General features: G+C 43.8%; 19 protein-coding genes and 2 riboswitches. Of the genes, 17 read left to right on the top strand and 2 right to left on the bottom strand.

Annotated elements, in window-relative coordinates; all coding sequences use genetic code 11:
- The first annotated feature begins 307 nt into the window (after positions 1 to 307).
- The 8 genes from BUA75_RS12645 to BUA75_RS12610 all read left to right on the top strand — a co-directional run bounded on the left by BUA75_RS12645 (position 308) and on the right by BUA75_RS12610 (position 6386).
- Positions 308 to 658 carry a VOC family protein gene (locus tag BUA75_RS12645; RefSeq protein WP_072874963.1) on the top strand — a complete coding sequence of 117 codons (351 nt, stop codon included), beginning with the start codon at positions 308 to 310 and terminating at the stop codon, positions 656 to 658.
- Positions 659 to 983: 325 nt separating this feature from the next.
- Positions 984 to 1190 (top strand): hypothetical protein, encoded by a 207-nt coding sequence (locus BUA75_RS12640; protein WP_072874962.1) that lies wholly within the window; start codon positions 984 to 986, stop codon positions 1188 to 1190.
- On the top strand, positions 1187 to 2407 hold the full coding sequence (locus tag BUA75_RS12635) for an MFS transporter (RefSeq protein WP_072874961.1): 1221 nt from the start codon (positions 1187 to 1189) through the stop codon (positions 2405 to 2407). Before BUA75_RS12640 ends, BUA75_RS12635 begins: the two co-directional genes overlap by 4 nt.
- Before the next feature lie 299 nt (positions 2408 to 2706).
- Entirely contained in the window at positions 2707 to 3627 is a 921-nt protein-coding gene (locus BUA75_RS12630) for a CPBP family intramembrane glutamic endopeptidase (RefSeq protein WP_207549763.1), read from the top strand.
- A gap of 212 nt (positions 3628 to 3839) precedes the next feature.
- Positions 3840 to 3903, top strand: a riboswitch (Fluoride riboswitch).
- Between the two features lie 102 nt (positions 3904 to 4005).
- Positions 4006 to 4401 (top strand): fluoride efflux transporter FluC, encoded by a 396-nt coding sequence (locus BUA75_RS12625; protein ID WP_165612016.1) that lies wholly within the window; start codon positions 4006 to 4008, stop codon positions 4399 to 4401.
- Positions 4398 to 4763 (top strand): fluoride efflux transporter FluC, encoded by a 366-nt coding sequence (locus BUA75_RS12620; RefSeq protein ID WP_238413583.1) that lies wholly within the window; start codon positions 4398 to 4400, stop codon positions 4761 to 4763. The genes BUA75_RS12625 and BUA75_RS12620 overlap by 4 nt, the downstream gene beginning before the upstream one ends.
- Before the next feature lie 63 nt (positions 4764 to 4826).
- The gene (locus BUA75_RS12615) at positions 4827 to 5582 is read left to right on the top strand and encodes a glycosyltransferase family 2 protein (RefSeq protein WP_072874958.1); all 756 of its coding nucleotides are present in this window, start codon (positions 4827 to 4829) and stop codon (positions 5580 to 5582) included.
- Between the two features lie 18 nt (positions 5583 to 5600).
- On the top strand, positions 5601 to 6386 hold the full coding sequence (locus BUA75_RS12610) for an endo alpha-1,4 polygalactosaminidase (RefSeq protein WP_072874957.1): 786 nt from the start codon (positions 5601 to 5603) through the stop codon (positions 6384 to 6386).
- Positions 6387 to 6400: 14 nt separating this feature from the next.
- Here the strand turns inward: BUA75_RS12610 and BUA75_RS12605 are convergent, their stop codons facing one another.
- Positions 6401 to 7135 (bottom strand): class I SAM-dependent methyltransferase, encoded by a 735-nt coding sequence (locus BUA75_RS12605; RefSeq protein WP_072874956.1) that lies wholly within the window; start codon positions 7133 to 7135, stop codon positions 6401 to 6403.
- Positions 7136 to 7438: 303 nt separating this feature from the next.
- On the opposite strand from BUA75_RS12605, the gene BUA75_RS12600 reads away from it, so the two are divergent.
- The 7 genes from BUA75_RS12600 (at position 7439) to BUA75_RS12570 (ending at position 16564) form a co-directional block, all read left to right on the top strand.
- Positions 7439 to 9208 (top strand): hypothetical protein, encoded by a 1770-nt coding sequence (locus tag BUA75_RS12600; RefSeq protein WP_207549762.1) that lies wholly within the window; start codon positions 7439 to 7441, stop codon positions 9206 to 9208.
- A 169-nt stretch (positions 9209 to 9377) separates the two neighbouring features.
- Positions 9378 to 9776 carry a DUF2304 domain-containing protein gene (locus tag BUA75_RS12595; protein WP_072874954.1) on the top strand — a complete coding sequence of 133 codons (399 nt, stop codon included), beginning with the start codon at positions 9378 to 9380 and terminating at the stop codon, positions 9774 to 9776.
- A gap of 134 nt (positions 9777 to 9910) precedes the next feature.
- The gene (locus tag BUA75_RS12590; protein WP_207549761.1) at positions 9911 to 11638 is read left to right on the top strand and encodes an HD-GYP domain-containing protein; all 1728 of its coding nucleotides are present in this window, start codon (positions 9911 to 9913) and stop codon (positions 11636 to 11638) included.
- Between the two features lie 70 nt (positions 11639 to 11708).
- A complete protein-coding gene (gene pelF / locus BUA75_RS12585; RefSeq protein WP_072874952.1) occupies positions 11709 to 13730 on the top strand; it encodes a GT4 family glycosyltransferase PelF in 2022 nt (673 codons plus the stop codon).
- Positions 13731 to 13770: 40 nt separating this feature from the next.
- A complete protein-coding gene (locus BUA75_RS12580) occupies positions 13771 to 14259 on the top strand; it encodes a hypothetical protein (protein ID WP_072874951.1) in 489 nt (162 codons plus the stop codon).
- Positions 14256 to 15860 carry a hypothetical protein gene (locus tag BUA75_RS12575; protein ID WP_072874950.1) on the top strand — a complete coding sequence of 535 codons (1605 nt, stop codon included), beginning with the start codon at positions 14256 to 14258 and terminating at the stop codon, positions 15858 to 15860. The genes BUA75_RS12580 and BUA75_RS12575 overlap by 4 nt, the downstream gene beginning before the upstream one ends.
- Before the next feature lie 104 nt (positions 15861 to 15964).
- Entirely contained in the window at positions 15965 to 16564 is a 600-nt protein-coding gene (locus BUA75_RS12570; protein ID WP_072874949.1) for an MntP/YtaF family protein, read from the top strand.
- Between the two features lie 10 nt (positions 16565 to 16574).
- On the opposite strand, the gene BUA75_RS12565 is transcribed toward BUA75_RS12570, so the two are convergent.
- Positions 16575 to 17228 carry a hypothetical protein gene (locus BUA75_RS12565; protein ID WP_072874948.1) on the bottom strand — a complete coding sequence of 218 codons (654 nt, stop codon included), beginning with the start codon at positions 17226 to 17228 and terminating at the stop codon, positions 16575 to 16577.
- Positions 17229 to 17277: 49 nt separating this feature from the next.
- Positions 17278 to 17344, bottom strand: a riboswitch (Fluoride riboswitch).
- A 224-nt stretch (positions 17345 to 17568) separates the two neighbouring features.
- On the opposite strand from BUA75_RS12565, the gene BUA75_RS12560 reads away from it, so the two are divergent.
- Both BUA75_RS12560 and BUA75_RS12555 read left to right on the top strand, forming a co-directional pair.
- A complete protein-coding gene (locus tag BUA75_RS12560; RefSeq protein ID WP_072874947.1) occupies positions 17569 to 19548 on the top strand; it encodes a heterodisulfide reductase-related iron-sulfur binding cluster in 1980 nt (659 codons plus the stop codon).
- 303 nt (positions 19549 to 19851) lie between these two features.
- Entirely contained in the window at positions 19852 to 21036 is a 1185-nt protein-coding gene (locus BUA75_RS12555; RefSeq protein ID WP_072874946.1) for an acetyl-CoA C-acetyltransferase, read from the top strand.
- Positions 21037 to 21058: the final 22 nt, after the last annotated feature.

The following is a 21058-nucleotide window of genomic DNA, read 5'->3' as shown; positions in this document are numbered from 1 at the left end:
TGTAAAATAAGTTGTTTTTTTCAACAGGGTCAGAGTACTGGACACTCTCTCCAGTGTTAAAGCGCAGGGGCTCCTTTCAAAAAGTTTCGTAAGAATGTCGACATTGAGCTTTCGGTATTCGGCATCACTGATTACCGGAATCATTTACGGAATCTTACGTAAACTTTTCTATCTTAATCTGACTATCAGCAGTATAAAACGCTAAAACGTGATTTCAGGTAGGAATTTGGGGTTCTAGTCTCTGTCATCTGATTTAACCAACAGGTATGTTCATTCATAGTAATTCTCCCATTGGAGGTGTCTGAATATGATAGGTGAAATCAGTTCAATCATATTGCTTACAAATGACGTCGAATCATTGGCGGAATTTTATCATCGAGTCCTCGGGTTCGAACTCAACTCCATGGTGAGTACCAAGGATTACAAGGAACTTGATGGAGAAAGTATTGCTATCAGCATTGCTGCTGCGCAATCCGAAGTGGTTGCTGGCTCCTCGCTGGCCATTGGGATAGACGTAAAAAATATGCCAAAGGCTATAGCTACTTTAGAAAAGGCGGGGGTTGAAATAACTCATCAGACTGACGGTCCATATGTCAGCATCCGGTCGTTTCGGGATCCCGCGGGGAATTTGGTGAGTCTCATTGAACGCCACTACTAAATATCAATGAACTCTTCCTCATTCGTGGTGTTTGGCGGTGATTTGGTCTATGGCTGACGTCATCAACGGTCTGCAAGGAGGGAATCGGAGCGGCTTGTCGCCCCGCTCTTAATGTGGCGGCTTACAAAGCTGTCATGGAGGTCTTCAAGGCTATATCCCAGAACGACAACGTCTCGGTACGCCTGTTGTCGAAGATGTGCATACGTTCGTCGATCACGCAGAAATGTACGTAAATTTCATCTAAAACGAAGGACAGTAATTTTTCTCGGCAGGGTCTATAATCAAGCTTATCATCTCTTTCCTTTCCGGGGGAGGTATGCAATCCTTGGCTGTTTGGGAAATAGCATTAAACGTGGATGGTCTTGATCGAGGGATATATCGCTTGTTTGAAAATAAAATCCTTAAAGTGAATACGGTTCCGGACCATTCTGTAATTCAACAAGTGGAAGGGTTTGAAATCAATCAGTCGATGGTTGATGTGCCTGACTGTCCTGTTTGCGGCGTTCCCAGCACATCTGGGGTGAGCGCATGACTTTAGTACGCAACCTTCTAATCGCTACCTATGCCGAATCTGCCGCAGGGATTCTGTATTCCCTTTCAATTACCTGGCTGGTTTATCTCATAACTCATAGTCCTTGGGCTCTTGGATTGTCCTTAGGTGTATATCTTGTGCCTAAGACATTCGGAGCCATGGTTGTCGGCCATGTTATGGACAACAAGTTTCGTCGCGTTTACATCATGGGCACGAATATTGTTCGTGCGCTTGTGGCTCTTGTGATTCCTATCGCGTGGGTGTTCTCTATTCGGACATTTTGGCTTATCCTCCTTGTGACGTTTTTTGAGGCCATCCTCGGATCTTACATCCATCTCGCCTACCAAGTCATGGCCAAGCATGGTGTCATATCGCGAGATTTGTTGCGGTTCAATGCGTTAATAGCATCTGGTACGGGGATCGTGGAAGTAGTGATACTTATTGCCATGAGTCTTTTTCTGCTGGGCCAGCCTTCAAACCGCCTCTTGCTGATAGTTTCCACTTTGATATGTATAAGCGCCATTGCCGTCGGACTCATTCCCGCCGAATCGTATCCCCAAGTTGCTGTGAATCCAGAAAGCATTTCTTGGCGCAATTTCAGAAAGGCCTTAGATTTTATAAAATCGGATTCCCGAGTTACGGTAATTTTGATTTCGGGGTTTGGTATTAATTTAGCGCTTGCACCGATTTTGTCGCAACTACCAGTGCTCGTGCGAATGCACTTTCATGCCCAATCGTCGTTTTATTCTATGCTGTTGGCCTGTATGTCGCTCGGAGTAGTAGTAGTCAGCTTGGTTATGGCCTATGCACGAGTGACTATTCGTCGACCCAAAGTCACTTTGAATCTGGTTTTGACCGTAGAACTTGTCTTCGCTGGCATCATCGCGGCTGCAGGGGATGTCCGATCCCGGTTTATCGAACTCGTCTTATTTGCTCTCCTTGGAGCGGCGCAGAGTACGATTAACACCTTTGAAATTAGTTTGTTGCAGATGATTATTCCGCACAGGCTGGTTGCGAGGGTTCTCTCGGTGATTGTGACCGTCAGTGGCACGGGGGCCGTCATCGGTCTCGCATTGGCCGCATGGGGCATGAATATTGTGGGCCTTGTTTGGACATTTCTTTTGTTTGCTTTGTTTGCGTTAATTGCGGTGGCAATGTCATTCTTCTGGCTCTTTCAACTGCGGCGCAACGAGGAAGTTAAACTTGGAGAGGATTAAAATGGATGTTCTGTTGAATGTTCCAGATACAACGGAATTTATGGTCATTGCTCAAAAGACTTTTTATCAGACCATTTGAGAAAAACTTAATTCACTATTCGTGGTTGTTAACCAGCGGTTCGGATGCCTTTGGACCTTTTCAAATACTAAATCCTGATGCTCGAGGCGTCCAATACGTCATTGGAAAAATGTTTTGTGAACGAAATGATAGATTTCAATGTCCCATTTTCTCTGAACTAAAGATGAGGACGCAGAAGCATGGGTGACGTCACAGAGAATGGATGGTGATAAGTTTGAAAGTGCACGTGAATAGAAAAGTTTGGATTCGATCTATAGCTGTCATTCTTTATTGTATGATCGCAATATGGGTGAACATTCGATTTCTTGGTGTGTTCCTGGGAAATGTGAATGTGGATAAATCAATTATCTGGAATTATGCGGTGGGTCTCTTTCTTTGCTTGATGGTTATTCTGATGACTCGTGGGCAACGGTCTCGTCCACTGCCAGTCTTTCCACACAAAATACGAGAGATAGGCTTTGCAGTTGCTATTTTACTCATTAATGCTGGAATACTGTTGTTAGTATGGACACATTTACACTTCATAATGAGAGCCATCGCGCTACTTGGCCATAAGTTGGGTCTCTCCAATCCTGAGGTCGTTTTAAAGTTGGGTAATGCCTTGTTCGTACTGCCCATATCCTTGTTTATTTTTTTCATGTGCTTTTGGCGGCTGAAAAGTAATCGAAAGACACTGGTCTCCATGACATGGAAAGATGGCATCATTGTTATCGTATTTCTTGGCTTGACGACGGCGATTGCTTTCCTAAGAAATCAAATATTTGGTCTTCCCAACACAAATTTGTTTCCCCCTCTTTCCTTGGCCAGTATTCTTGTTTTTGTTTTTCAGTTCTTCATTAATGGATGGCAAGAAGAAACTTTATATAGAGGTTATTTGGTCCCACTAATGCTTTCTTTTTTACAATCTCCTTTTCTCAGTCTTTGGTTTGCGAGTATCTTTTTTGATGCAAGTCACATTCCATTATGGATTTATGGAATTCATTTTAGCTCTATCGCTTGGTGGCAATATATCCTGTTCTGCATATTTCCTTTTCAACCGACGGGCTGGGTATTCGGAGTTCTGTATTATAGGACTCGCAGAGTGTTACCGGTTGCCCTTTACCATACTTACCTGTTATGGGGTTTTCCCTTTATTATGTGATCTGGTATTAGGCTGAACTAGTGGGCACAGCAAATCGAGACCCCTTATAAAACAAGAGTTTTCTGGAATTGTTGATACAATCTGATACATAGGATTATTGTCTTGACAAATAGTGGCGTTACTTCGTAGACTAAATAAAGTCTAAGCAAGGATATTCAGCAAAAATGACTGACATATCTACTCCTTATTTGCATAGACTGGATTAACCATTGAGTGATATCGGTGATGGAGCTCACCAGAAAGCCTCTACAAGAGGATGATGGCTCCTGCAAAAGCTAAATGCTTTTGCAGGAGCCTGTTTGTTTTTATCCAACTTCCACGCAGATTTTCTAGGGAAGGTTTTTAGGATTGAGGTTTATGAAGAGAGGGGGACATGTCATGAAATTAGGAGCGATTGTAACAGGTGCGATTATTGGAGGGGTATTGCGGTTTTGTCTCAGTGTCTGGATTCCAACGCCAGAAGGGTTTCCGCTCGGAATATTGTTCATTAACTTGTCTGGCTCCTTGCTTCTAGGAGCTTTTCAGGCTTATGTCGCCCAGAAATCGTTGCCGGAGTGGCTCATTCTCGGCTTGAGTACGGGATGTATAGGTACATATACGACATTTTCTTCCTATTGTTTAGGTGTTCAACAATTAGCCATTCACCATTTGGGATGGGCTGTCTTTTACGCGCTAGGAAGTTTGATAGCAGGACCTCTCACAGCCTTTTTCGGTGAATGGATGGTAAACCTCAGTGTGCGCAAGTTGCATGCCGTGAAGGAGTTGTCGGTATGAATGCCATGATGTTATTGCTGGTCAGTATCGGATCGGCCTTAGGAGCTTTGGCGCGTTATTGGGTAGGTAAGCGAACCATCAGTCTTGGAACAGATGTTTTTCCCTGGAATACATGGCTGTTGAATAGTACAGGAACATTTTTGCTGGGGATTTTTTTTCAAGAATTTAGTGTCCTTCATCATTGGATTGCTCTTTGGATATTGCTTGGTGAGGGATTTTGTGGGGGCTTTACTACTTTTTCAACATTATCTGTGGAAGTTGTCCGATTGATGAGGAGGAAGCGAATGCTTGCTCTCGTTTATTTGAGCAGTTCGCTCAGTTGTGGATGGTTGCTAGCCTGGCTGACTCATTGGTGGCTGTGACAACCCCTCCAATCGTTGTACAATGAAGGGAAATGAATTTGCAGGTGAAGAGGAGAAACTGCGATGAGGGCATTGATGATCGTTCCAGCCTTCAATGAAGGAAGCAATATTGAAAAAGTGCTGATTTCATTAAAAAAGGAACAGCCGTTTCATTCCATTGTAGTCATCAATGATGGTTCCATAGATGATACCGCTGAGCGCGCTGCCTTGATGGGAGTAGAGGTGCTTTCTCATCCATGTAATTTAGGGTACGGCGCAGCTTTGCAGACGGGATATCGATACGCTGCTCGCCACTCGTATGATTGCGTGGTGCAGATAGACGCAGATGGACAACATAGTCCGCAAGATGTTACGACGCTTCTGGCCGCTCTCTCTGAAGGGGACGCCGATATCGTGATTGGCTCTCGTTACAAAGGGGATGCCAGTTTTCAGCCTGGTCTAGCCAAAGGTTTTGTCATTCGGTTTTTTCGAAAAATCATCTTCTGGATTGGCAAACAATATGTGTCTGATCCAACTTCTGGTTTACGGGCGCTGAATCGGGCCGCTTTTTCTTATTACAGTCAATCCGCACAGTTTCCAGCGGATTATCCAGATGCCGATTTTTTAATCGATGCTTGCTTAAGAGGTTGGAAAATCAAAGAAGTGGGGATAAGCAATCAAAAAAGAACTTCTGGAAGAAGTATGCATTCAGGTCTCCGTCCCTTTGTCTATCTTTTGAAAGTCAGTATGAGTATTATGGTCAATCTTCTCGTTTATCTATTGGATGTCAAGCAGTCTGTGCAGTCTGTGAGTGACTGTTCAGAATCGAAATCAAAGTGAGGAGAAATCCAAGAATTCATGGTTCGAGAACGCATTTCTAACCTACATCGTTTCGCAGTCTACTATGGGCGAGGATCACTGCAGGATTTAGCTGAGTACGATATGGTGATTCTGGAACCCGCTCACTATCAAGAAGAAGAAATTCAATATCTTAAAAGCAGACAGACACTGGTGATGGCCTATGCAAGCGTTATCGAGGTGCCTGAGTATCACCCGCTCTATCCTTTACTGAGAGAGGATGACTTTCTTCGTAAAAAGGGTGAAAAAATAGTGCAGCCAGTTTATGGAGGATTTTATGCCGATCTCGCTTCTCCCCATTGGCAGACCCTTCTCCACCGTCATATTGGTCAGTTGTTGGTTCATGCTCATTACGATGGTGTTTTTTTAGATACTATCGGTAATGTGGAGTGGCCGGAACTGCCAGATAAAACAAATCAATTGAATGCTGCCATGCAAATTGTCGCAAGTTTACGCAAATGGTTTCCACAGCACGGAATTTTGCAAAATAATGGATTAGAGACACTGGTTAACCATACGGCTCCGTTTCTGGACGCCATTATTTGGGAAAACGTTCCGCTCGGTGACTCGGCAAGTGCAGCTTGGATAGAAATCGTCAATCAACGGCTGCGCAACCTTCAACAAAAATACGCTGTACGTACTTTGCTGCTTTTTGACAGACTGGAACAGATGACGCGACAAGAAATATTGCGGCGGCGTCAGTTTGCTGATTTAAATCAATATCCAGTCTACTTCGCAGAGACTTATTTTCAGGGAAAAGTTACTCCCGTAAACCGTCATATATAACCCAAAAGCGTTTTTTAACGCATTCTTTTTGCAATCACAAATAAATAAGGTGAAAAAAATCGATTAGGATAATTTTCTAATCCTAGGGTGGTCGTCAACGAACGAAGACCAAGAAATAGTTTTCTGCGTAGAGAGTGTTTCACTAATTCAGCATTGTCTGGATTGAAATAGAGAAAGCAGGATTTATAGTATCCACTAAAAACAATTTCAAAATTGTTGGATTCTTTGATAGGTGCTTGCAAGGCTTGCAGATTCATCGCCTTTGGATTGTGGATGGCTAACAATGACGGATTCAATATACGGTAGAGAAGAAAATTAAAATAGCGAATATTGGGAACTTCTATGACCAACCATCCCTGAGGCGCTACCAATTGCATATGTCGTTCTATGACCTCTTGAGTATTTTGAAAATGTTCTACAAAACCAAACGATGCAACGACATCGTATTGACGTTTAGGAGTATACGAAAAAAAATCCTCACCTGAGAGTTCCTCTGGGACAATGCCATGATGCTTTAAAAGCTTTCCCACCTGTTCAATATTCGAGTAGTCGATTCCTGAAACGCGGTAACCAAATTGGTTAGCAAAATAGACGAGATTAGTGCCTGGTGCACAGCCGATTTCGAAGTAACTTGCGTTCTTTGGCAGGTAATGTTGGAATATATCCGAAAATATATGCTTTTGAAAATCACTCCTAGTTTCTTGTTGCCAATAAGCATCCCAAAACTTCTTCTCAGACAAGCGTTCCATGACTTTGACTCCTCTTTTGCAGTCTGGTTCTCTATATTGAGTGTGGGAAACACCTTCGCTGAATGCTTGTATTTATCCATAAGTGAGATACACTTGAAATGAAAATAGCCCTGTATTTGGAGGCGTGGGCCCATCGTTGACTACGGCTCGTTCTTTAATCAGCTTTTTCATCTATTTCATTTTGCCATTGCATTAGTTGTTTTTTTTCTATTGTTTCCTCGCTGGCTGTTTCGACAAGTTGATGGCTCCAGAAGTGACCGGTTTTGGTCTTCTTATCTGCGCATGAATTGTCTATTGATGATTATGGGTTATGTATTAGTAGTTTTCAAAATTTTTGCCGGCATCAGCGTGTTGGCTTGTCTGTTTGGAATCCTGGTATTTCGTTTGCGCCGGGCACCTCACAGGACACGTTTAGCGGCCCTTGGTGGAGCGTTTTTTTACAGCAGCTTGGAAAGTCAAAGTTGGTGGGTTCACCTAAGACAAAAGTTGAGAAAACGCTGGGCAATAATTTATCGTGATTTGCGTCGTTGGCATTTTAGCCATCGGACAATAGAACTTTTTGCTTTTTGGGTCGTTTTTGTCCTGTCCGTCTATATTCGCTCTTATGATGCATTGGTCCATGCGGCACCTAGTATGTCAGATGGGTACACCACATTGACATGGGCCAAATATATTGACATGAACCAATTATTTCATGATGGAATTTATCCTCAAGGTTTTTATATATACATTGCTCTTATCGGTAAATTAGCACTTGTGAATTTATTATATATTTTGAAGTATAGTGGGGCTTTTAACAACAGCCTTGTGGTTTGGAGTATCTACTACACTCTAAAAAATTTAACAGGCAAGGCCAATGGCGCGCTTGTTGGCATGGCTCTGTATGGCGTTTTTGGATATCTAATCTTGCAAGACGATTGGAGTCGCGTAGGAGCCAGTCTTTCGCAAGAATTCAGTTTTGTTTTTGCCTTGCCAGTGCTAGTCTTTGCCTATAAATATTTAAAGAGTGGCAGACCAGAAGAAGGATATACCGTTTTCTTTGGTCTATCGGCAGCCGGTTTAACACATCCATTTGGTTATGCACTGGCACTTCTTTGTGCCGGATCGCCACTTTTGGCTGAATGGCTGGTTCAACATTTGCGTTGGAATCGAAAAATGACATGGATGACTGGTGCCATATTGGCTTCTTTATTTGTCACTTTATGGCCGCTTGCTGTGGGTCGATTGCTAGGCCATGCAGTGAATGCTGCTTCGGTTACTTTCATTCATGCTCATCAGGCGATTCCATTTCCTCAACTCACTTGGCTGGATATCCTAGGAGCCGCATGCAGCTTGTTTCTCTGTGTGATAGGTGTCCTTCATGTATTGCGAGGCGACTCTCTCACTTTATCCATAGCTTTGGCAGGTCTACTCATGTTTACACTTTATGAATGGTTGGCTCCTCTTTCCCAGAGCGTCGCGTTGTCGTCACGGGCGATTGATATGTGGGCCATTATAGAAGCGCTGGTCATAGGATACACAGTCTATCTGCTTCTTTCGTTTTTTCCCGTTCGGGCGTGGTGGCAATGGACACAGGCGGTGGGCATTTATGCGCTGTTCCAAGGAGCTGTTGCTTTCTGCGGTGTCAATCCAATTATTCCTTATAAATTGTTGTCCAATCACAATGTCGAACAGTATTTACAAATAGTCAAACAGCAAACAAATGGAAGCTATTTGTTGGTAGCTCCTGATCAATATTATTCTCTGGTGCTCGATACAGGTTATTTGATGCATGTCAACGCGTTTGTGCATGAATTTAATCCAAAGGCAAGGATACCGTTGACAGCGTATGGAGCCGGGAAACCTTCCTTAGCCATTCCGCATGACGTGTATATCATTTATCCAAAACATCTGTACGAAATTAATTCAAGTCTGAGTATTTATCCAATTGAGAAAAAGATATATCAGCAGGATGAACTCGCATACCGGAATCTGGCTCATTGGTTGCGACAGTATCAAAGTGCGGGTCATTCTTTACAAATTGAATATGATGGACCTAATACTACGGTTTATCTGATTTATAACAATAAATAAATACCATAAAATTAAAAACGCAATATGTTATTTAAAGTAAATTAAAATAGAATGGAACTATGTCTATCATTTTGCTCGAAGATACCTTATAGTGTATGGTTAGAATAAAAGATAAAAACCATAGAAAAGATATATTTTTGCAAGCTGTACACGGTAGGTGGTGTATGGGGTGAATGATGTACTGCGGCTTACGGTGTTCTGTCTAGGATTCATTTTTGCCTTGACGAACGGTTATTTGCTCATAAAACGAAAATTAACAGAGCGTTTTAGCATTTTGTGGTTGTTTATTTTCGTGTTGATTATGCTCATTTCTATTTTTCCAACGGTCCTCAATCAAGTAGCATACCTTCTTGGTGTCACTTATCCGCCCTCCTTATTGTATCTAATGGCTATTTTAGGCATGCTGTCCATCATGATTTATCAGTCCATTCAACTTACTGTACTTGACCAAAAAGTGCGTACCATGAGTCAGACGCTTGCCATCCTGGAAAATGAATTAACAGCTTTACGGCATCAGGGATGGGAGTTAAGGCCCGAGACAGCGGCAACTGAAGAAGGTGTGCAGTGAGATTGAACATGGATTTTTCGCATCTTACTATGACATTATTTTGGTTCATTCTTCTAATTGTTTTTATAATCATTGTCATCCTGGGCAGTTTGCTCTTTAGGCAGGTCCGCTGGCGAAAACATTACGAAACAGAAATGAATCGTATGGAACGAATGGCACAAGAAATTCGTCCAACGGCGAGAATAGAAGAAAATCTGGCTGCCGTGTTACGGATTCTTTCCAGTATGCATGAAGCGCCTAATTATGCAGCATATGTTCTCGACAAGCGGAGCCAACGATATATACTCAAAGCAACATTGCACCCATTTGACAAGTTTTCTAATACAGGTCCATCCTATAGCGGCTTGGCTGTCGACAGTCGAGAAAAGTATTTGCCGCCTATGGTTTTGGAAGCGGATGCCACCCGTGCATCAGTTCAGGTTATATATGAAGGTGAAGTTCCCTTGCTCTCTATGCAGACGGAGGGGAAATTGGTTCTTTTTCGCATTGGTCCAGTATATCGAGTGGCTAAGCCAATCCGAATGGAGATGCGAAAATTTCTTCATCAATATAGTAAGTTAATCGAAGATGTAGTCGCTTTGGAAACAGCCCGTCTCCAACAGGAAATTGCGAGTTTGGGGGAAGATGCTGTTAAAAAGGTGGCCAGACTTTCAACGGACGAATCGTCCGCTTTGGAACTTATTGTGCAATCTTTTACAGGATTTTCAGGCTATTGCGGTGGCGCATTTTTTCGCGCTGCAGAGAATGAAGAGCAAGCGGTAATCGCTGTAGGGGCTTTGCGGGGCTTGAGATCAAGACTCAAGCAGGACCAGGAACTTCAGGATATGCTGAAGACATGGATAGAAGGCCGCCCTTATTGCTTCATAGGACGCCAATCACAAGAATTTTATCAATTACCGGGGTATCTTACAGTTAGCGATGTAGGTGCCGTGTTGATCGTGCAGATTCCTCAGCAGGGTATCTTGCTCATTTGTTTTGGGGCAGATCTGGACAACAAAAATGCCCTGCGCCCTAATGAGAGCCAAATTCAGTTACTTGTCGATCAAATGGTACAAATTTCTAGTTTTTCTTCTCTTCATCGTAGACTGGGGCGTTCTTATTCCTATATGCTGTGGAATCTTTCCAATATGGTAGATGACTTTAATCCTTACACGGTGGGTTATTCTGAAATGATGGCGCGCTATTCGTTGGTCGTCGGAAAGCGAATGGGTATGACAGAAGAAGAACTGCGGGATTTAGCGCTAGCGGCACATTTGAGCAATATTGGCGTGATCGGACTCAATATGGAGCTGCTCAGTAAAGAAGGTGTCTTTAATGATGCGGAATATGAGTCCATTAAATTGCATGTTCAAATAGGAGCTTCCATGATTCTGATTGCTTCTGGAAATGAGCGCGCTGCTCAATACGTACTCTATCATCATGAACGTATAGATGGGTTAGGCTTTCCGGAAGGATTAAAAGGGGAGGACATCCCGCTAGGGGCAAGAATTATTCATGTTATACAAGTCTTTCTCGCCAAAATTAATGGAAGAGCATGGAGAACTCCCCTTTCTTTTGAAAAAGCGCTAGAAACTTTACAACAAGCAGCAGGGACACAGTTGGATGGCCGTGTGGTCAACGCGTTTGTAGACTGGTGGAAAGAGCGTGCGCAAATGCCGGAAGTAAACAATCGCACGCTAGCTCCCTGCTATGAGTTGTGTTGTACGCCCAAGCATATCTGTCAGGCTTGTCCGGTCTACCAGTCTGCAGCACCGCGTTGCTGGGAAGTTGGCAATCATCTTTGTAAAGCGCATGGACGGGAATGCAAAACTTGTTTTGTGCGTACAGAATTTCTCTATCGCAATAAAGAATTCGTCCATTAAATGTCGGTCTTGGCGATCACGCTGCAGTTTCCTGTGTAAGCTAGGTGGAATAGGAAGGAGGCTCCCCCTGATGGAGGATAAAATCTCAGTTTTGTTAGTTACAGAGGGTACTTATCCATTCAGTCAGGGTGGGGTTAGCCAGTGGTGCGACATTCTGATGAAACGTCTCACAGCAGTTGATTATAAAGTGTTCAGTATTGTCATGGACCCGTTTGTGACTCAAAAATTTGATATTGGTGAACGGAATGAATTGATTCGTGTGCCGCTTTGGGGAACAGAAGAACCGAGTGAACATCTGGATACTCCCTTTAGTTCTACTTATCTGGCTAAGCAAAGAACAACCGATGAAGTCATACAGCAGATGTTTATTCCGCTATTTTTGGATTTAGTCGGCGAATTGCTTACCGAAGAAAAAAACAGCTATGTTTTTGCTGAAACGATTGTCGCATTGTACGATTTTTTTGTGCAGTACGATTACAAAGTTTGTTTTAAATCAGAATTGACTTGGCGTGCTTATCGGAGTTATTTGCTGGAGTTGGAAAAAGAAGCTCAATTTTTTCGTGCCGAACCGGATATTTATTGTACCTTGCAAAGTTTGGGATGGATTTATCGCTTTTTCAATATCATCAACACGCCAGTTCCCAAAACCACAATTACCCACGCTTCTGCTGCTTCTTTTTGTGGCTTACCTTGCGTGGTTTCAAAATTAAAATATGGAACACCCTTTCTGCTTACAGAACATGGAATATATTTGCGTGAACAATATCTGTCCCTCTCCAAGCGTGGGTATCCATCGTTTCTGAATACTTTTTTAATCCGCATGATTCAATCAGTGACCGATTTATGTTATGAATTCGCGGATCAAATTTCACCAGTTTGTGCTTACAACATGCGCTGGGAAAAGCGTTTGACAGATAGACACGAACGGATTCAAGTCATTTACAACGGTGTCGACCATACTCTGTTTTCCAATATGCAGGATGTAGCGCATGATAGTCCAACGGTAATTACGGTTGCGCGCGTGGATCCTATTAAAGATTTGCAGTCTTTGCAAAGGGCTGCGCTTATAGTCAAACAACACATTCCAAATGTGCAATTTTTGATTTATGGTTCCATCAGTGTGCCTGAGTACTACGATGAATGCTTGGCGTTGAATGAGAAACTGGGTCTGCAGGAAACAGTCCATTTTCTTGGTCATACCTCGGATATAGTCAAAGCTTACGAAAGCGGTGACATTGTCGTACAAACCAGTGTTTCCGAGGCGTTTCCCTATTCCATTGTGGAAGCCATGTTTGCAGGCAAGCCGATAGTCTCTACAGATGTTGGCGGTATCTCTGAGGCTTTGGGCGATCACGGTATATTGGTTACACCCGGAGATGTGCAGGGACTGGCGGAAGGTATCATTCGTTTGCTGGAGCAGCCTCAATTGGCTAGCGAGATGGCGAATGAGGCAAGGCAGCGAGCCATGAGCATGTTTACACTGGAAAAAAATCTAGAACAATATTTGAAATCCTATATCAAGCTGGCTCTAGTACGCCAAGTTGCGGAAACTCAGACTGCGGAATGGAGAGAAAATGTTCCGTCAATTGAACCATTCATTGAACCTGAAAATCAATATGATGAGGGTAGGATTAGAACTGAACAACTGTTGGCAGAACGTGGTTATGCGTTAAAAGATATTGGACATATACAATTGGCCATTGAGCATTTTGAGAAGGCCATTCAACTGACTCGCCATCCGTCGATCATTTCCATACTTTGGACAGAAATCTCACTTTTATATATGAGCCTGGGTGATACAGTTCAAGCACAACGAGCGTTGATGGAGTCTCAGCGAATAGAGGAGCGACTTCATCGCCGGCGCCAGCTTCAGGCGGCAGAACGTGCTTATGCACTGCGCGATTTGAAAATGTATCCGCAAGCTATCAAACTGTTGGAGCAAGCGCTGAAAGAAGATCCGAATCAATTAGCGGCACCTATATTTTTGTTGGATTTAGTTGAATTATATTCTTCCGTTGGGCAAGAGGAGAAAGCGAAAGAGTATTTGCGTAAATTTGAGATGATTCAATACATCATGGATTTCGCAGGTTAAAAAGACAGCTGGAATCGTACTGTGAAAGCGAGAGAATATTATGGAGAGTTTATGGTCAGAAATTGAATCCTATCTCAAATTTTGGACAGAAGAGAGTGAACGTAGGCCGCATATCACATTTGCATATCCCTTTTCAATGGAGATGCCGAAGGAACAACAGATTCAGGAAATGAGGGTTACGTTGCAGCCAGTCAAAGAGGCATTTGACTCTAGCCTTCAAACTTCCACGACAGTATCTTCTGCTTCGGCAAACACCGTCGAAAAAACACAAGAAGAAAAGTTTTCCCTGCCTGCTTCCATGCCCAAAACTACGTTTCTGCCGAGTGAAGTAGTAGAACAGCATGAAAATCTGAAAATGCGTTATATCGTCGGTAAAAAGGCGGGGAGTGATCTGTTTACACGTTTTGGGAAACGTATCATTGCTCGAGGTGAAACGATTACCAAAGAGATAGTCGAAGAAGCGGATCGGGAAGGGAAACTGGTGGAATTGATTTTAAATATGGTTATTGATGAGCTGGATAAGACATGAGCTTTCCTCCAGATAAGATCAATCCTTCGTTCGATTTATATGAAAAATTGCTGTTGGAAGTACTGGAACGGCACATTCAACCAGAAAATGAATGGGAAATTGCAGCCATATTAGAGTCTTTTGGATGGACAGATAAAAGGGTTGAGCAAGAACTGGGCTTACATGATGTTTTTCAGCTTGCCCGTATTCTCTGGCCCATGACGCATCGCAATATTGCCACTGCAGCTAACAGCTATCGCCAGCAGACGTCTTATGTGAAACGCTGGATAAGCGTTATCAAGCGTTTTATACGAGGAACTTTTTTTGCCTTGCCTATGTTGATTGGCATTGCTTCCATGCTATTTTTTCGCTTTTCTCTGTGGTCTTATGAACAAGCGTCTGTCAAGACGGCAACCGCTATTGCAATAGGCACGGTACTGAGTTTCTTGACAGCAGGCGGCTTTATGCAGACAATTTCTCGTCGGGGCTTTTTCTATCTTCTTCAGGGTTACTATCGAATGGCAGGCATCATATCGCTGCGTATTGTTCGAGCTAGCCTGTTTTTTTCGTTAGCAGTCAGTGTTGCTTTAGCCCTGTTCAATGTACTGTTTCCCATACTTCCGTGGCACATGTTTGTCATTACAATTTCCTTTTACATGGCTTTAAACGCTATTTGGATGGCTGTAACCTCCCTGTATCTACTTCAACAAGAACTGGTTTTTTCCGGCCTGTTGATATTAGGGATAGGGTTTGTCTATATTGGGTTTCATTATTTTCGTCTAAATATATTAATTTCCCAGTTATTGGCCATTGTAGCTATTTCGATAATAGGGGCTCTACTTGTCACCTATTTTTTTCGTCGTGCCGTTGCTCGCGGGGAGCGGGGGATTAATCCTTCTCTACCGAAGACGACGGTGACAGTCTATTCTGTAGCACCTTATTTTCTCTATGGATTTTTATATTATTTACTGCTATTTATGGATAGATTAATGGCTTGGACAGCAACGGGGCAATCGCTGCTTCCGCTGGCAATTTGGTTTCGGGGAGATTACGAAGTAGCTCTTGACTTTGCGCTCATTATGCTTGTTGTTCCGATGGGATTGATGGAAGTAAGTGTCTATCGTTTAATTGTCGAGGCAATTGAAAGTCAACAACAATACACTCTTTCGATGGCTGAGGAATTGAGCAACATCATCAGGCGCAAATATTTGCGCAGTCTGTTGCTCATGCTCGGAGTTTCGCTGATAAGCGCGTGTACAGATTATGTAGTCTTTCGCTTTGTGTTGGCTGAATATATTGTGCATTCATTGCATGAGCCCATCTTTACAGGCTATACCATAAAAGTATTTCTCTTTGCGCTGATTGGCTATACCTTGCTGTCAATCGCTTTAATGAATGCAATTTTAATGTTTTCTCTATCTCGGCCTGACGGTGTGATTCGTCCCTTGCTATGGTCCATTGCTTTAGACGCGCTAATCGGTTTTCTGTTCAGTCGCTGGTTTGGTTATCCTGACGCGGTCTTTGGATTGATGGCAGGGGCGCTGTTATTTTCCACTTTAACGACGATAAATGTTTTTCGTATCCTGACGAACGTTGATTATCATCTCTATTTACTTTCCTAAATCCTGCCCTCCCAACAATTTCAGGCAAGTGCCGTGGACCCTTGTCTATTTCGACTCAGTATGTCTTGAACATACGCTGTGGAGACATAGGAAGGTGTCTGCACATGTTGCTCGGAATGGTAGGTGTGAGTGCCTCTGTAGGTTTTTTGGGTGCTGGTTTAACCACGCTGGAGCAAGAGGATTTTGTGGCAGGTCATCCTCAAAAATCTAGATGGTTGGGATGGCGAAACAAGTTAGCCGTGATTTCGCTATGGTTTTGCCTTTTGGGAGGATCGACGGCTGAAAAAATCATTACAGAAGAAAATTTTTTCCATTTTACTTGGCTGGGTTCAGTCATACTCATAAGCATGGGTTTGTGGATTTTAATAGAGATTGATCGCAATTTCATACAAGACATCCATGATGAAAAGGTATCCGTTCTGATTCATGAAAAAATGATGCTGGCACTTGCCTTTTCACTCGAAAATCTATCCATTGGGCTCAGTCTTGGATTTTTGCATGAGTTTATCAGTTGGGCTGTGATAGCAGGCTTTTTATTAGCGTTATTTTTAGTCTCGGGCTCTAGGATGTTCCAATCGAGCAGAAAACCATCAGCAACTCATTCTGAACATTCCACAATATTTTTCAACAGGTGGATGAGAATAGCGATTTCCATTGCCGTTTCCTCGCTCTATTTGGGATTAGGCATCTACCATCTATTTTGAACCATCCAGGTTATGGGGCGTTCTGTCGTTTTTGAAAAAAGAAGCGCAATCCCAATCCAATAGATAAAATGGCTGCCGTCATCAGGCTTTGCAAGGTTGTTTGCGGGGCATCATCAAGTGACAAAATCCATGCATGGATAACGGGTGTTTCCATGCATAGCGCTGCAGCTGCCCAGGCCATCATGCCAGCACCCAGAGGGAGTATCCACTGCTGTTTTTCCGCCTGTTGAGAAAGGAAATAGGCAACCAGAAAAAAGATAGGTAATGTGATAGCGGTTGTAAAAAGCAATCCTATGCGATTTCCTTTTGTCATCATGCCAAGCCATAAGATATTATCCAGATTTCCGATTGCCGTAAAACTGAAGATTTTTAGCGTTGTAGGAATGCTATACCATGGTCGGCGGGCAGAAATGCGGCTCAAGGTCTGGATGCTCATCCAACTCAACAAGAGAATCGCCAAAAAGCGGAATACAACCGCCTGTAGCAAATAATCAATACTGCTGACCATTGCAATTTGCCATAAACTAAGTAAAATTCCAGTTTGAATCAGAGCGTTGCGCCGTTCTTGCGGCATAAATCCGGTAGGTAATAGAATTCCAGCCAATAAGGCGTTGTCTATACTTGTGATGAGCGAGACCAAAAACAGCTGCAATGTGGAAGACATGATTCACCTCAAAACCAAAAAAGTACCCCTACTGTCTGTCAACGAAAAGAGAACAGTAGGGGCCATTAGCCAGTTCATTCCGGCAGTTCACGGTGAGCTCCATCACCGGATTCAATTGTCCAATTCTTATGAGTGAATGGAGCAGAACATGACAAACCTTGGACTTTCTGTTAAGACGAAATTCTTTTTGTAACCGGATCGGCAAAAAATCAGAGAATGCGCTATACATACCAACCAGTCGGTAGGTATAATATGTGCTAGCGATGTTCGTGCCGGCTGCTATACAAAATGTGACCGCGCACGTTTATACTAGTCATGAACGCACGGAGGAGGGGCGCCTATGTGGTATATCATTCAGGGAATTGTGTTTGTCCTCGTTTTTGGGACAGCGCTTTACCTGTTTGGCACAGCTGTCAGACAACGTTACTTGTATTTGAAATTGGCAGCGCCTGACCCCACACGTTTTGACAAACCGGGGCAAAGATTGAAAAGCTTCGTAGTCAATGTGTTGGGACAACGGAAGGTTTTAGCCGAACCGTCCGGGTTAGGACATTTTTTTATCTTTTGGGGCTTTCTATTTCTAGTATTTGGCGATCTCGATTTTATTGTTTATCACATCCTTCGTTTTCATCTGCCTTGGGCAACTTCTCCTGTCTATCTGTTTATTGAGGAGATGTTCTCTTGGTTTGTGCTGGTGGCCATCATTGTGGCGGCTATTCGCCGCTATGTGTTGCGTCCCATGCGCGTGGAGCAGACTTTCGAAGGCGGCTTTATTCTCTTTTTGATTGGGACAATTGTTGTCACTTACTTTATTGCCACAGGTGCGGATATGGCCTTGGCGGGAAGTTACGGTGGATGGTATTCGCCGGGTGTTTCGCTGATCGCGCGTTGGTTGGCGCCTCTTTCAAAGAGTGGGTTGCTGGCAATTAGCGAAATTTGTTTTTGGCTGCATATTCTTGCAATCTCCACATTTCTCTATTTTATTCCTCGTTCGAAACATATGCATATGATTGGCGCACTCTTTAACTGGTACTTCAAGAAGTACGAGCCTGCTGGCAAGCTTCGCAAGCTCGATTTGGAAGACGAGTCTATTGAGGAATTTGGTGTAGGACAAATACAGCAATTTACCTGGAAACAGTTATTAGACGGCTATGCCTGTACGGAGTGTGGGCGTTGTCACATCAATTGTCCAGCAACCTTGTCAGGAAAACCGCTCTCTCCTAAGCATCTGATTTTGAAGATGAAAGAGGCTATTGTTGCTGAAGGTCCTCAGTTATTGCAACAAAAAGCGGCTGGAGCAGAAACTCTCAGTACACATCCGGTTTTTGAAGGAGTATTTACTGACGAGGAAGTTTGGGCTTGCACAACTTGCCGTGCTTGTGAAGAAGCCTGTCCGGTAGCGAACGAACATGTTCAAGACATTATCGATCTGCGTAGGTATTTGGTGTTGACAGAAGGAAAAACATCGCCGGAAGTTACCAAGGTTTTTAGTAATTTGGAGAGACAGTCCAATGAATGGGGTATTAGTAAACGTGAACGTGCGGCTTGGGTCGGAGACTTGCCTGTCAAAACCATGGAGGAAGTGGAAGGGAAGGCCGAGTATCTGTTTTTTGTCGGTACAGCCGCTTCTTATGATCAGCGCAATCAGAAAATTGCCCAAGCGTTTGCGCGTATTCTTCTGGCGGCAGGCGTCGATTTTGCGATTCTCGGTACAGAAGAAGAAAGTGATGGCGATTCTGCACGCCGTTTAGGCAACGAGTTTTTATATCAGGAGTTTGTGCAGCGCAACATTGAAATTTTCCAAACATACGGCGTGAAAAAAATTATTACGACCGATCCGCATGCGTTTAATACTTTCAAAAACGAATACCCTGATTTTGGGTTTGAGGCGGAAGTCTATCATAGTACGCAATTTGCGGCAAAATTGATTCAAGAAGGAAAACTGAAGCCAACCCACCGGATCGAAAAGAGAATTACCTATCATGATTCCTGCTATTTGGGTCGATATAATGACATCTATGATGCGCCTCGTTTTATCCTGGAAGCTATTCCGGGGCTGGAGCTTGTAGAAATGGAGCGTAGTCGGAACAAGAGCATGTGCTGTGGCGCTGGCGGCGGTGGTATGTTTAAAGAAGAGGGCGGTGCTTCCCGTATCAATGTAATGCGGGCTAAACAGGCTCTGGATACTGGGGCTGAAGTGGTTGGCACAGCCTGTCCATATTGCATGACCATGCTGATTGATGGTACAAAAGCGAATGGGGCAGAGGAAAGATTGGAAACGTTTGATGTCATCGAACTGCTCGCACAGTCCATTGCTTGAGGAATAAGGGATGAGGGGCATAAAAGTGGGTTTATCCAAAACTCTCAGCTTCTCTGTTACGCATGGAGTATATTTTCATGGGAATTTTGAAATGAATAAGCAACTATCGGAGCTGTCCAACGATTCTTGGGCAGCTTCCCGATTGTCTGCAGAAGTTTGCAAATCATGTTGTGTCCATTTGAAAATGACCAGGCTTTCCCTTTGGTTCTTGTCGCTATCTCGGCTATCATAATGACAGAAAGTGAAAAGAGCGGGAATTTTGCTTGCTGAAAACCATCATCAGTCTAACAGGAGGCGGACGAGATGAGAAAATCGGTGATTGTCAGCGCGGCACGCACACCGTTTGGCAAATTTCAAGGTGCTTTGTCCAATATGAAAGCGGTTGAGTTAGGTGGTATAGCCATTCGCTCCGCACTTGAAAGAGCGAATCTACCGGCCGGTCAGGTGGATTCGGTTATTATGGGAATGGTACTACAGGGCGGTGCTGGACAAATTCCTGCTCGACAGGCTGCGAGACTGGCTGGATTGCCGTGGGAAGTGCCAAGCTTAACCATTAATAAAGTTTGTGCGTCCGGTTTGCGAGCAGTCACGTTAGCAGACGCGCTGATTCGCGCGGGTGATATTGAGGTAGCTGTGGCGGGAGGAATGGAGAGTATGTCCAATGCTCCCTACGCGTTACCTGCGGCGCGAGGCGGCAATAAAATGGGCGATGTACCTCTTGTCGATTTGATGGTTCATGATGGATTAACATGCGCTTTTCATCAAGTTCATATGGCGGTTCATGGCAGTGATGTGGCGGCAGAGCTGGGTATTACACGTGAAGAACAAGATCGGTTTGCCCTGTTGAGCCACGAGAAAGCAATAGCCGCAGCAAGAGAAGGAAGGTTGCGGGATGAGATAGTTCCCGTATCAGTGCCCACACGCAAAGGAGACTTGCTGGTGGAGGCTGACGAATGTCCGCGAAGTGATACGTCGCTTGAAAAACTGGCAGCTTTACCCCCGGTGTTTCAGGAAAATGGTTCGATCACGGCAGGAAACGCACCGGGAGTGAACGATGGAGCGGGAGCGCTTGTGCTCATGTCTGAAGAACGAGCCGCGTTACTAGGTCATAAACCTCTGGCGTTCATCCATGGATATGCAGAAGCAGCACTTGAAGCAAAATATATTGCCCTGACTCCAGCGCTCGCGATATCTCGACTTTTGGATAAAACGGGTTATCGCCTAAAAGACATTGATTTATTTGAGGTCAACGAAGCGTTTGCTGCGGTTGCTTTAGCTACGGGCAACAAACTGGCTTGGGATACTGAAAAAGTCAATGTGAATGGCGGAGCCATCGCTTTTGGACATCCTATTGGAGCAAGTGGAGCGCGTATATTGATGACTTTAATCTATGAGCTGCGTCGTCGTGGCGGTGGTCTCGGCATAGCGGCAATTTGCAGTGGGGCGGCACAGGGGGATGCAGTATTGGTGGAAGTGCCGCGAAATTAAGCTTGCCTGAGTTACAAAGAAG

The sequence above is a fragment of the Alicyclobacillus tolerans genome (assembly GCF_900142255.1).
Classification (GTDB): Bacteria; Bacillota; Bacilli; order Alicyclobacillales; family Alicyclobacillaceae; genus Alicyclobacillus_I; species Alicyclobacillus_I tolerans.
This window is presented reverse-complemented; position numbering and strand designations above follow the sequence as displayed.